At 44.8% G+C, this 12,882-nt stretch carries 8 protein-coding genes; 5 read left to right on the plus strand and 3 right to left on the minus strand.

Going from position 1 to position 12,882, the window contains the following annotated elements; translation table 11 throughout:
• The first annotated feature begins 2 nt into the window (after nt 1-2).
• Nucleotides 3-647, plus strand: a complete 645-nt coding sequence (locus BGK61_RS06840) for a bifunctional 4-hydroxy-2-oxoglutarate aldolase/2-dehydro-3-deoxy-phosphogluconate aldolase (RefSeq protein ID WP_076011694.1) — start codon at nt 3-5, stop codon at nt 645-647.
• 196 nt (nt 648-843) lie between these two features.
• On the opposite strand, the gene BGK61_RS06845 is transcribed toward BGK61_RS06840, so the two are convergent.
• From BGK61_RS06845 to gap, 3 genes are all read right to left on the minus strand, one after another.
• A complete protein-coding gene (locus BGK61_RS06845; protein ID WP_157888784.1) occupies nt 844-1,845 on the minus strand; it encodes a hypothetical protein in 1,002 nt (333 codons plus the stop codon).
• Nucleotides 1,846-1,954: 109 nt separating this feature from the next.
• The gene (locus BGK61_RS06850) at nt 1,955-2,806 is read right to left on the minus strand and encodes a D-hexose-6-phosphate mutarotase (protein WP_014998714.1); all 852 of its coding nucleotides are present in this window, start codon (nt 2,804-2,806) and stop codon (nt 1,955-1,957) included.
• Nucleotides 2,807-2,993: 187 nt separating this feature from the next.
• Nucleotides 2,994-3,989 (minus strand): type I glyceraldehyde-3-phosphate dehydrogenase, encoded by a 996-nt coding sequence (gene gap, locus BGK61_RS06855; RefSeq protein ID WP_014998713.1) that lies wholly within the window; start codon nt 3,987-3,989, stop codon nt 2,994-2,996.
• A 236-nt stretch (nt 3,990-4,225) separates the two neighbouring features.
• On the opposite strand from gap, the gene malQ reads away from it, so the two are divergent.
• The 4 genes from malQ (at nt 4,226) to gndA (ending at nt 12,799) form a co-directional block, all read left to right on the plus strand.
• A complete protein-coding gene (gene malQ / locus BGK61_RS06860; RefSeq protein WP_076011696.1) occupies nt 4,226-6,424 on the plus strand; it encodes a 4-alpha-glucanotransferase in 2,199 nt (732 codons plus the stop codon).
• Between the two features lie 158 nt (nt 6,425-6,582).
• Complete coding sequence (gene glgB, locus BGK61_RS06865) at nt 6,583-8,766, plus strand: 1,4-alpha-glucan branching protein GlgB (protein ID WP_014998711.1); 2,184 nt, start codon at nt 6,583-6,585, stop codon at nt 8,764-8,766.
• A gap of 46 nt (nt 8,767-8,812) precedes the next feature.
• Nucleotides 8,813-10,900, plus strand: coding sequence for a glycogen debranching protein GlgX (glgX, locus tag BGK61_RS06870; protein WP_083648677.1), 2,088 nt, complete (start codon nt 8,813-8,815; stop codon nt 10,898-10,900).
• A 345-nt stretch (nt 10,901-11,245) separates the two neighbouring features.
• Nucleotides 11,246-12,799 carry an NADP-dependent phosphogluconate dehydrogenase gene (gene gndA, locus BGK61_RS06875; RefSeq protein WP_014998709.1) on the plus strand — a complete coding sequence of 518 codons (1,554 nt, stop codon included), beginning with the start codon at nt 11,246-11,248 and terminating at the stop codon, nt 12,797-12,799.
• Nucleotides 12,800-12,882 lie beyond the last annotated feature (83 nt).

The raw sequence follows: 12,882 nt of genomic DNA on the forward strand, positions 1-12,882 counted from the left end.
TTATGACAACGAAATGGAAATACTCTCCAGAGGAAATTTTTGCGGCCGGTCCAGTTGTACCTGTTTTGGTAATCAATGACGTAGAAAAAGCGGTTCCTCTGGCAAAAGCGCTGATGGAAGGTGGTATTAAAGTACTAGAAGTAACGCTACGTACCCCAGCGGCTATTGACGTGATTAAGCGAATTGCACAAGAAGTGCCTGATTCTCTAATTGGTGCTGGAACAGTGACTAACGCTCAGCAGCTTAAAGCGGTAGTTGAAGCTGGCGCTAAGTTCGCAATTAGCCCAGGTATGACGGCTGATTTGTTAAAAGCGGGTATGGATTCAGAAATTCCACTTATCCCTGGTATCTCTTCAACTTCTGATTTGATGAAGGGTAAAGATGCGGGTTATACCCACATGAAATTCTTCCCAGCAGAGGCTTCAGGTGGCGTTAAAGCTATTAAGTCTATCAGTGGTCCTTTTCCAGATGTGACGTTTTGCCCAACGGGTGGCATTGGTCCAAACAACTACAACGAATATTTAGCGCTTAACAACGTTAAATGTGTGGGTGGTTCGTGGCTTGCCCCAGACGACGCAATCGAATCAGGTGACTGGGCGCGTATTACGCAGCTAGCAAAAGAAGCTGTTGCGGGTGCTAAGCAGTAAAATGCGATGCTCTCGTTTCTTTTGACAAAATAAATAGTCATTGAGAAACGGAAATAGAATAGAAAAAAGGAGACGCTCCAAGCGTCTCCTTTTTCTTTGGTTTTTTTAAACATCTTTGTATTTATAAGGAAAAAGCCAGCCTGTTCTCGATGGGTACTTAACGATGGAGCAAAACAGCAAGTGGCTTTTGATAAGCTCATAATTCTTTTTCACACTCTCCTTGATGTGAGCGGCATATCAAGCCCGTTGTATGCAGGTTTGTCTCAACGTCTGTATCCAGTAAATTAGAGAGAAAGCGTGCCAACAACCTTTCATCCATTAACGAAGACATTTCCAAGTGATTGAGGTCTGAAAATGAGTACCGCGCTATATCAGTACTATCCACTTCATCCCAATCGCTCTCTAGCACTACTCTGTCCTGTGGTGATGTGTAAACATAAGTTCGGAGAGGCTTTTCCTTGATATTCTTTATAATGTCTATGTCGCTGGCTCTTGTTTTTGCGTTTTGATAAACGATAGCTATGGCGTCCTCGATGTCATGTGTAGATATGAATGATGAGTAGATATTATCTCTGTGCAAAATATTCCACAGTGCCATGGTTGAGTGGCGAAAATTTGTCATTGGGGCAACGAGGTGCAGTTGTACTGCTTTAACCTTGGTTGCAACTTGGTGTGCAGCGACTGCTCCCATTGAAATGCCCACTAAATCAACCTTAAGAGGGGCCTTTCTCTCAATTTCTGAAATAACTGGGTCAACGGCGTTGAGTCCAAAAGAAAAATGGGTGGCGCTATCTGCGCTTTCAATAACTATTACGTCCGCGCCTGTCATCGTACTCAGCCACTGTTGGTGTATAGAGACGATAGAGGTGGGTGTGCCGAAACCCGGAAATATAAATATCAAATGGCGCTTATTCTTAATAGCAGTACTTCCATTGTCTTCAAAACTCCACACCTTAGTTTCATTGTTAATGGAGAGAGAAAATTCTAACTGGCTTATTTCTATATCAGATGTCCTTTGTACATTAATGCAGTGGGTACTTGTTGCGCATAAACGTGATGTTTTGAACGTTTCAGAGATGTTTCCGCTGACGGGAATCTGATGCTGAGAGGCGATTTGATAGGCGATAAAGTGGGCACAGCCCGTTAAGGAAAACGCCAGCAAAGTGAGAAAAAAGAGTTTAGCTATTTTAGGCTTCATTCCGTTGAACACCATATTTTCGATTAAGTTATTCGATGCGAATATTTGATTAAATTTGCATTTGTAGTGAGGCTCCATTAGCCCCACTGCAAAAATTGGTAAAGGTGACTTATCGCGGAGCGATAGTTTGTTTAAGCGTGTGGCTAGCACCGGGGGACAGTGTCTTTCCCTGAGTTAGCGATGTTTCTACGCACAACATGTGCTTATAGCCAAACGGGTCCATGTCTGAAATAGACGCTGCGCCTAACCATGGGTTCCATACAACCAAAGAGTCATTACCGTCAGATATTACTTCTGTAAACACGCTGCCTTCAACTTCAATCTCAGCAGTTTTAATCGGCGCAATGTGAATGCGGTCTGTTTCACCTGTAATCGTGTATGGACTTGGTGTTGTCTTTAATCCCCAGTCGTCAAGTTTGTCTTTATACTGACCTTCTATGCCATTTATTTGTGTATGTTGAATGTGATCAACATGAAAGTACGTATGAAGCGCACAATTAAATTCAAAGGGGGCAACGCCGATATTTTCAGTGATTAAAGACACGTCCATTGTTTTACCAACAGAGATTACCATGGTCACATTACAATCATTCTCAAAGCCTTCCGCTCGAGTAAAGCTTGGCGAAAGGGTAATTGTTGTTCCGGTGTCTGTATCTTCTGAATTGACCAGCTTCCATACCTGTGTTCTTAAAAAACCATGTGCGGGTAGGGCGCCTTTTTCTCGACCGTGATCGTCGCTAAACCAAGGCCAGCATACCGGAATACCACCGCGAATTGGTCGCTCTCCATTTAAGTAAGCATGGGGGCTTACCCAAAGACGCTCTCTACCATCGCTTTTAGGCACATATGACAAGATATGACCGCCAAATAAGCTAATACGCGCAGAGGCAAATGCGTTATCTACGTCTAAAAAGGTAAGTCCATTAGACTCGCTAACGGTTACTGAACTAACAGGTGGCATAAGCCCTCCTTGGACTAATATGAAAACAAACTTTGGGTAAGCGACGGGAAAACGTGTGTCGCTGGAGTATCGTCATTATGGATATAAGACCATATAAAACAAAAAAGGTGCAAACGCAGCGTTTACACCTTGAGATTAACTCAACTTTAGCGTGAATAGTTTAACTATTTTTGCCTGATAGGGTTAATTATTTAGAAATGTGAGCCACAAGGTCAAGAACCTTGTTTGAGTAACCCCATTCATTGTCGTACCAAGATACTAGCTTAACGAATGTATCTGTAAGTGCGATACCAGCAGTTGCATCAAATACTGACGTGCGAGCGTCGCCTACAAAGTCGTTAGACACAACAGCGTCTTCTGTATAACCCATGATACCTTTAAGTTCGCCTTCTGACGCTTCTTTCATTGCTGCACAGATTTCTGCGTAGCTAGCAGGCTTCGCTAGGTTTACAGTAAGGTCTACTACCGAAACGTTTGGCGTAGGTACACGGAAAGCCATACCGGTAAGTTTGCCGTTAAGCTCAGGAATAACTTTACCTACCGCTTTAGCTGCACCTGTTGATGATGGAATGATGTTCTGACCAGCACCGCGACCACCACGCCAATCTTTCATAGAAGGGCCGTCAACTGTTTTCTGAGTAGCAGTCGTCGCGTGAACAGTCGTCATTAGTCCATCTACAATACCGAACTTGTCGTTAAGAACTTTTGCAAGTGGAGCAAGACAGTTAGTTGTACAAGATGCGTTTGAAACAATGTTTTCACCAGCGTAACTGTCCTGGTTAACACCCATTACAAACATTGGTGTGTCATCTTTAGAAGGCGCAGACATCACAACTTTTTTCGCACCTGCTTCGATATGCTTAGCCGCCGTCTCTTTAGTAAGGAATAGGCCTGTTGATTCAACTACTACGTCAACGCCTACTTCATCCCACTTAAGTGCTGCTGGATCTCTTTCAGAAGTAATACGGATAGTTTTGCCGTTTACAACTAGGCTATTGTTATCTACTGTAACTTCACCGTCGAACAAACCGTGAGTCGAGTCGTATTTCAATAGATAAGCAATGTAGTCCGTGTCTAGCAAGTCGTTTATTGCAACAACTTCGATGTCGTTGCGCTCTGCAGCAGCGCGCATTACTAGACGTCCAATACGGCCAAAACCATTGATACCGATGCGAATTGTCATAACGTACCCCGATTATTTAAATAAAATGAAAATAAATTACGTAAAGTATGGATCAAAATGCCATAATTAGCAAAATAAAAAGCCAAAGTGTTGCAAAATTACGAATAAGTGCTATTGCAATCGTATTCAGATATCGCCAAGCCCTTGTTTCTAGAATAATGTTAAAAATTTGTTTGTAGACGCACTTTGCTTATTTTGGCTTTGCGTCTTTCACCGAATAACAGGAATGACACACCATGACACAACAACTTCTGCAACAACTGGTTGAAATGCGGGGAATAGAAACCCAATACGTCGACGCATGGGGAAAGCCAGCAACCATCGCAGAATCAAGTAAAGCAAAACTGCTTAACACACTTGGCTATGACACCAGTAGTGACGAAAAAATTCAGTCACAAATTACACAAGATATTAAGTCGGTATGGTTGTCGCCATTAAATCCTGTTCAAGTGGTGCGTAACACTCAAGAAATTAACGTAGCGGTTCGTTTGCCTATTGAATTGGTGAACGATGACCACGTGCTTACCATCACTTGTGAAAATGGTGATGTTCTTACTCATCAATTTACGCCAGTTGACCAAGAAATGACAACTATGGCGCATATCGATGATGTGGAGTTCCATGAATATGTTGTGACGCTGCCTTTGGATTTGCCCCTTGGGTATCACGACGTTGCCTTAAGTGCAGATAACGATGAGTTTGCGCGTTCTCGTTTAATTGTGGCACCTGAAGCCTGCTACACGCCAAACGAGATTAAAGAAGGGAAAAAGATTTGGGGTTTAAGCGTTCAACTTTACTGTGTACGCAGTGAAAAGAACTGGGGAATTGGTGACTTTTCTGATTTAGCTCTGCTTATTGAAAAAGCCGCTGGTGTTGGCGCAGACTTTATCGGGCTTAATCCTATTCACGCGCTTTACCCTGCAAACCCTAATGCGTGCTCGCCTTATGGACCAAGCTCGCGTCGTTGGCTTAATTATTTGTATATCGATGTGACTGCCATTGACGGTTACGACGACGCATCAGTACAAGCCGTAGTTAATAGTGATGAATTTAAAGCTACACTTGACCATGCGCGTAATGTCGAACATGTAGACTATGAAGCGGTAGCTCATTTGAAGTTGGCTGCGCTTAAAGCAGTATTTGATGTTTACGATGCCAAATACCTTCGTAAAAGCACAAAGCAGAATAAAGCGTTTAAAGCCTTCGTAGAAGCGGGCGGTGAAAGCTTAGATATGTTAGCGGTGTACGATGCATTGCAATCGCACTTGAAAGCTGAAGGCAAAGACAGCTGGGGCTGGCCGGTATTTCCACAAGAATACAAAGATTATCACAACCCTGCTGTAGCTAAGTTTAAGAGCGCTAACGAGCAAGATGTCAAATTCTACCTTTTCCTTCAGTGGATTGCTGCACAGCAGCTTGAACTTGCAAGTAGTAAAGCTACAGATGCGGGTATGACTATTGGGCTTTATCGCGACTTGGCGGTAGGGGTGAGCGAAGGCAGTGCGGAAATTTGGGGTAACAAAGACCTATATTGCACAGGCGCAAGCGTAGGTGCTCCACCGGATATCTTAGGCCCACTAGGCCAGAACTGGGGGTTGCCGCCTATGGACCCTCGTAAGCTGTATGAACAGGGTTATCAACCTATTATTGACTTGTTTGCGTCTAACATGGCGTCGTCTGGTTCACTGCGCATCGATCACGTTATGGCGTTGCTGCGTTTATGGTGGGTAGTGAAAGGTGATAATGCTAAAGATGGTGGTTACGTTTATTACCCAGTAGATGATTTGCTTGGTATTTTAGCGCTAGAAAGTCACCGTAATCAAAGCCTGGTTATTGGTGAAGACTTGGGTACTGTACCAGAAGAAATTCGCAGTAAGCTTGCCGATAATGGCGTGTACTCATACCGCGTATTTTTCTTCGAACAAGCCGAAGACGGTGGTTTCTTCTCACCTAGCCATTATCCTGTTCAGTCTATGTCAACATTGACTACTCACGATATGCCGACGCTAATTGGTTACTGGCACTGTCTAGATTTAGAGTTAGGCAAAGAGATAGGGCTATATCCAACAGAAGAAATTCTACAAACGCTTTATGCGGATCGTCACGAAAACAAACAGGCGATTTTAGATACTTTGCACGGCCACGGCTCAATTGGCGACAACGTGGGTCACGATGTGAACTACACAGGCATGAACCGCGAACTGAATAACGGTATGCAGGTACACATGGCTGGTGGTTCAAGTGCTCTGTTAAGCCTTCAGTTAGAAGATTGGTTAGAAATGGATAAGCCGGTAAATATTCCGGGCACATTTGACGAGTATCCGAACTGGCGAAGAAAACTCACCGAGAATATCGAGTCGATGTTCGATAGACATGATATAAATGAGTTAGCGTCTAAACTTACTCATGCCAGAAAGCAAGCAAGTCAGGGTTAATTGCCATTATCAAAGAAATGATAATAGGCGGTTGCCTGGGTAACTTAAACGAGTAAGATAAAGTACCAAGACGGTACTTGATAGAGCTTAAGTGTGAACAACGCATTTAAGCTCTCAATTCAACCCGCTGCCATGCGGGTTTTTACTAGGAGTAGCGAATGCAATTAGCGCAGCAGTTTGAACAGGTACTATGTTCTCAGCCGTTTTCCCATTTAGGTTTAGTTACCAATAAACAAAGGTCGATACTTCGCGTGTGGCGCCCTGATGCCAGTGAAATAACGATTAAATGGGAGAGTGCAGCGCTAAAAAATTTAACCGTTACCTCCAAAAATGGTCTTTTCGAAACGCCATTGCCTAAAAACTATCAGGGCGAAATTTATCGCGTTGCCGTTAAAGGGGGCAACGACGATAAAGGTGCAATTGACCCTTATCAATTCACAGAGCAGGCCTACCACGCTGTTCATTATATTGATAGCAAGCCAGAAAATTTGTATCAGCAGGCAGGTGCTCAACTATTAACACTTACCTCTTCCCAAGGTGAATCGGTAAACGGTGTGAGATTTTGTGTTTTCGCGCCTAATGCAAGTACAGTCTCGCTCATTGGCGATTTCAATCAGTGGGATGGGCGTATGCATCCCATGGAAAAAACTTCCATGGGTTACTGGGTACTGTTTGTACCAGAATTAGGCGAAGGTGAGCGCTACAAGTATCACATTAAAGATGCACACGGTCACGACTTACCACACAAGGCTGACCCGCTGGGCTTCAGTGCCGAGCAGTATCCTTCTCATGCATCTAAAATTTACAACCACAATAACTATGAGTGGAATGATAGTGCATGGATGGAAAAGCGAAAGGGTAACAAATACAACAGCCCAATGAGCATTTATGAAGTGCACCTTGGCTCTTGGAAGCGCCCAGGCATTGAAACTGATGCGCGCTATCTTACTTATAAAGCGCTGGCCGATGACTTAATAAGCTACGTCAGCGAAATGGGTTACACTCACGTTGAATTGCTGCCTATTTCCGAGTTTCCTTTCGACGGTTCATGGGGCTATCAGCCCGTGGGAATGTTCGCACCAACCAGCAGATTTGGAAACCCAGATGAATTTAAATACTTTGTTGATAAAGCTCACCAAGCCGGTATAGGCGTAATTATCGACTGGGTACCTGCGCATTTCCCTGAAGATGGACATGGGCTAGCTAGGTTTGATGGTTCATGTGTTTATGAATATGAAGACCCGAGAAAGGGCTGGCATCCGGACTGGAATTCTTGCATTTACGATTTCGGCAAAGACACGGTTCGTCAGTTTTTAGTCGCGAACGCATTGTTTTGGCTAGACAAATTTCACGTTGACGGACTGCGCGTTGACGCTGTGGCGTCCATGCTTTATCTCGATTACTCACGTAATGACGGCGAGTGGATCCCGAATGTGGATGGGGGTAACGAAAATTACGAAGCCATTAGTTTACTTAAATGGATGAATGAGGAAGTGTACAAGCACTACCCAGACGCCATGACTATTGCCGAAGAATCAACGTCATTTCCCAAGGTTTCTCGTCCAGTTTTTGACGGCGGCTTGGGGTTCGGCTTTAAGTGGAATATGGGGTGGATGCACGACTCATTGCATTACATTGCTAAAGACCCGGCATACCGCAATTACCACCATGGCGATATTACCTTCAGCATGGTCTATGCGTTTGACGAAAACTTCGTGCTGCCTATTTCACACGATGAAGTAGTACATGGAAAAGGCAGTATGTTGCACAAGATGCCTGGCGATGAGTGGCAGCAGGCAGCTAACCTACGTTGCTACGCGGGTTTTATGTACGGTCACCCTGGCAAAAAACTCAACTTCATGGGAAATGAGCTTGCGCAAGCCCGTGAATGGAACCACGACAGCAGTTTAGACTGGCATTTGCTGGACTACGACAAGCATAAAGGCGTTCAAGCCCTGTACAAGGCGCTGAACCAACTTTATACGACGACGCCAGCATTGTATGAACAAGATCACGAGCCTGGCGGTTTTGCTTGGTTAGATCACAACAATGCCGACCAAAGTGTGGTGTCGTTTATAAGAATGTCGAAAGACGCTAAACAAAAAGTGTACGTAGTATCTAATTTTACACCTGTACCACGCAAACATTTTAGAATAGGCGTAGATGATGCATGCACGCTAACGTTAGCACTTAATACAGATGACGGTGCTTATTGGGGTAGCAATTATGAGGTAGTGTCTACTGTAAAGACGCAGAAAATGCCTTGGAATGAGCGTGCGCATTCGGCGGAGATTACCTTACCGCCGCTCGCTACGGTATTTTATGTTACCAATGTGGATTAGTTGCCTAGAAATACAGGCTCTGGCGAACAGATAGATTGAGAACGTAGTGAACGAGATTCGAGACACCGCACTAATTGTAGAAAGTGGAATGGGTAAAGCCCAGCCACTTGGCGCAACGCTTACACAAGACGGATGTAATTTTGCCGTGTACGCACCCGATGCAAAGGCGGTTGTGTTGTGTTTTTTCAATAGTGACACGGAAGAGGCTATTAGCGAGCATATTTTACCTGAGAAAACCGGTGATGTTTGGCATGGTCACTTCGCTGGTGTCAGTGCAGGTCAATACTACGGTTATCGCGTAGAACGCACAGAAGGTGGCTTACATGCGGTGCCTACCGACAAATTGCTTATCGACCCCTATGCTAAGAAAATCAGTCGCGCAATAAAGTGGGACGCTAGGCAATACAAGCACGATTCACAATTTATGATCCCCAAGTGTATAGTTATCGACAATAGTGACTATGCCACCAGCCATGTCAGCGCTCCCGTTATCCCAAAGCATAAACGGGTGATATATGAAGCGCATATTAAAGGGCTCACAAAGCTTCACCCTGATGTTCCTAAAGAGCACAGAGGTAAATTTATAGGTGCTGCGCATCCAAGTGTTATCAAGCACCTAAAAACGTTGGGCGTGACTACGGTGCAATTTATGCCAATGTGTTCGTTCATGCCTGAACCCTTTATCACTGAGAAAGGCCTGACTAATTATTGGGGATATAACCCGGTTAACTTTTTTGCACCAGAGCCTCGCTACGGTGTATTAGATGCTCTCGCCGAATTGAAGTCTATGGTTGACGCTTATCACACTGCCGGACTAGAGGTAATTGTTGATGTAGTATTTAACCATACCGCAGAAGCCGGTGTTGGCGGCCCCATTCTGTCTTACAAGGGGTTCTGCCCCTATCAAGCGTATCTGCTTGAACAAACAAAGAATGGAGAGCTGGTTTATTCCAACCACTCTGGCTGTGGTAACACAGTTAATACGGCACAACCATTTATGATGGGACTCATTTTAGATGCTATGCGTCATTGGGTATCTGTTATTGGCGTTGACGGTTTCCGCTTCGACTTAGCAGTATGTTTGGGCAGAGAGCCGCAAGAATTCAACAAAAAATCAGGGTTATTACGAGCTATAAGTAGCGATCCTGTTTTGAAAGGGAAGGTGTTGCTAGCTGAACCATGGGATATTGGTCCCGGCGGCTATCAAGTTGGAAACTTCCCATCACCCTGGTTAGAAGTGAACGATAAATATCGCGACACCGTGCGCGCCTTTTGGCGGGGCGATGACGGGGTAACAGCTGACTTCGCTACACGCTTGATGGGCTCACGAGATATCTTCCACAAAGGTCATCGACATATAAGTACATCGGTAAATAACGTGACATATCACGACGGATTTACGCTGCATGACATAGTTACTTACGCCGAACGCCATAATCTCGATAACTTAGAAGAAAATCGCGACGGTCATGGACATAACCTTTCTGCCAATTATGGCGTAGAGGGGGAAACGAATGACGAGCAGATTCTTGCTACTCGTGAACGCCAAAAGCGCAATCTTTTCGCAACCCTGATTTTCTCCCAAGGTACACCGCATATTCTGGGGGGCGATGAACTTAGTCGTACTCAAAAAGGCAATAACAATGCCTACTGTCAGGATAATCCAATTAGCTGGATGAATTGGGAATTAAACAAGCGCAAGCAAGATTTCCTGAGCTTCTGCCAGTACGTTATTCGTCTGCGTCAGTCATCATCACTGCTCAGCGAATTGAAGCTACATGATGATACTTTTACGCTGTCGCGGAACGTGAAAGAGATAAACTGGTATAAGCCTGACGGTTCTGACAAGGCGTCGGAAGACTGGAATGCTCACCATAACAAAGCGTTTGGTGTAGAAATAAAAGGTTGTGTAGTGGGCGATCAAAAGCCTGAGCATTGGTTCTTATGTGTAAACGCAAGCGAAAGTGACGTGCGGTTTCATTTGCCGTCTGTCATACCTAAAGGGGGATGGACTATGCATCTTGACACACGCTACAGTTCCCTCGAAGAACAACCGTCGATTTGTATTCAAAAAGTGTTTTTACAGGCCAGCAGATCGCTTACCTTGTTTAGCTTCTCTCAGTTTTCGGGATAGCCACGTGGCGTCCACGTGGGCTGGTGTTTAATACGATCTAGTGTGTAAGAAAATTTGTTCATCGAAAAAGGGAAAGCGGAGCTAGTTACCAACAGGTGAGTAAGTAGGGCAGAGAGGTGAGAAACAAAGTCTTTACCTTTGTGTGAATTTTGTACAGGGCAGCTGCCCGTGCGCTCAATACACATAATAAGCGTAGTAAAATATCGGTCATAATACGCTGTCGAACCCGTTAATGTTTACCGCTGGTGACAATTACACCAGTGCGCACTAAATTGTTAGCTTAGACTGTTCTTTATTCTTTCAGGTGGTATCATGCGCAGCCATCTGAAATGTGAGGGTGTTCCTATGCAAAAGAAAGGTGGTAATTCGCACGAAGACAAGTCGTGTGATATTGGTTTTATCGGTTTAGGGGTGATGGGTAGTAACCTTACCATGAACCTAGTGGACCATGGCTATCGTGTAGCGTGTTTCGATTTAGACCAAAATAAAGTTGAGTCTATTCTTGCCAAAGACGCAAGCGAAAGAGCCGAAAATACTGAGCCTCGTGTCGAAGGTTGCAGTTCTTACACCGAGCTTTTAAGCAAGTTAAAAGCCCCGCATCTTATTATCATCTCTGTGCCTGCTGGCGATCCCGTTGACCACGTTTGTAATCACCTTATCGATGCAGGTATTCACGCTGACGACATCGTGGTTGATACTGGTAACAGCCTGTGGACAGACTCTGTAGCGCGTGAAGAGCAGTACAAAGGCAAGTTCATCTTCTTCTCTACCGCAGTGTCAGGTGGTGAAGTAGGCGCTCGTTTCGGGCCATCTTTGATGCCATCTGGTAACCCTTATGCGTGGACTCGCATTGAGCCTGTTCTTAAGGCTATTGCTGCAAAGGTTGACCCAGAAACAGGCAAACCATTAGAGAGCCATACCCCAGGCCAGCCAGTGTTAGAGGGCGAACCATGCGCGACCTATATTGGTCCTGTGGGGGCAGGGCACTACGTAAAAATGGTGCACAATGGCATCGAATACGCAGACATGCAGCTTATCTGTGAAACTTACCACGTTATGCGCCAAGCCTTACATATGGCACCTGCAGAAATTGCAGAGGTATTTCGTAACTGGAATGAAGGCAAGCTGAATAGCTATTTGATGGAAATCAGCGCCGAGGTCCTTGAGCAAATGGATCCCGAAACACATCAACCGCTTGTTGATGTTATCCTAGACAGAGCCGGTCAAAAGGGAACAGGCCTTTGGACCGCAGTCAGTGCATTGCAAGTTGGTAGCCCAGCACAGACCATCACTTCTGCGGTATTCGCACGTAGTATTTCTAGCCTGAAAGACGAGCGTGTGGCGGCAAGTAAAGTACTTACAGGTCCTGCTGCACCAACCTTTAGTGATGACGAGAAAATGTCTATCATCAACAAGCTAGAGCAAGCACTTTATTGTTCTAAGATCTGTGCATATGCACAAGGTTTCCAGCTAATGGCGATGGCGGGAAAAGAGCACGGATGGACGTTAGAGTTTGGCGAGATAGCTAAAATATGGCGTGCAGGCTGTATTATTCGTGCCGTATTTTTGCAGTCTATTTCCAAGGCGTATGAAAACAATGAAGACTTAGCTAACCTGCTAATGGATCCATTCTTTTCTGAGCAAATTACTCAGTATCAAGCTGACTGGCGTGAATCAATTGCACAGGCAACGCTTGCTGGTGTACCTTGCCCTGCAATGATGTCAGCGCTCAGCTACTACGATTCTTATCGCACAGCTGTGCTACCTGCTAACTTATTGCAAGGTCAGCGCGATTACTTTGGTGCTCATACCTACCAGCGCGTAGACAAGCCAGCAGGTAAGAAGTATCACATCGAGTGGAGTGATCCTGCGCGACCACAAACCGCTATCAAGAAATAGTGTGAACTAATTAGTGGTACATGCGCTCACAATTGAGCGTACACTAAGAAAAGGTGTATTTGTTTTCAAATACACCTTTTTTG

It is taken from the genome of Alteromonas abrolhosensis, assembly GCF_001953635.1.
GTDB lineage: Bacteria > Pseudomonadota > Gammaproteobacteria > Enterobacterales > Alteromonadaceae > Alteromonas > Alteromonas abrolhosensis.

What these genes read in the sequence shown, in the direction of transcription:
- BGK61_RS06850 (WP_014998714.1), bottom strand. Translation starts at nt 2,806, where the DNA reads ATGCCACCTGTTAGTTCAGTAACCGTTAGCGAGTCTAATGGACTTACC.
- BGK61_RS06840 (WP_076011694.1), top strand. Translation starts at nt 3, where the DNA reads ATGACAACGAAATGGAAATACTCTCCAGAGGAAATTTTTGCGGCCGGT.
- glgB (WP_014998711.1), top strand. Translation starts at nt 6,583, where the DNA reads ATGCAATTAGCGCAGCAGTTTGAACAGGTACTATGTTCTCAGCCGTTT.
- malQ (WP_076011696.1), top strand. Translation starts at nt 4,226, where the DNA reads ATGACACAACAACTTCTGCAACAACTGGTTGAAATGCGGGGAATAGAA.
- BGK61_RS06845 (WP_157888784.1), bottom strand. Translation starts at nt 1,845, where the DNA reads ATGAAGCCTAAAATAGCTAAACTCTTTTTTCTCACTTTGCTGGCGTTT.
- gap (WP_014998713.1), bottom strand. Translation starts at nt 3,989, where the DNA reads ATGACAATTCGCATCGGTATCAATGGTTTTGGCCGTATTGGACGTCTA.
- gndA (WP_014998709.1), top strand. Translation starts at nt 11,246, where the DNA reads ATGCAAAAGAAAGGTGGTAATTCGCACGAAGACAAGTCGTGTGATATT.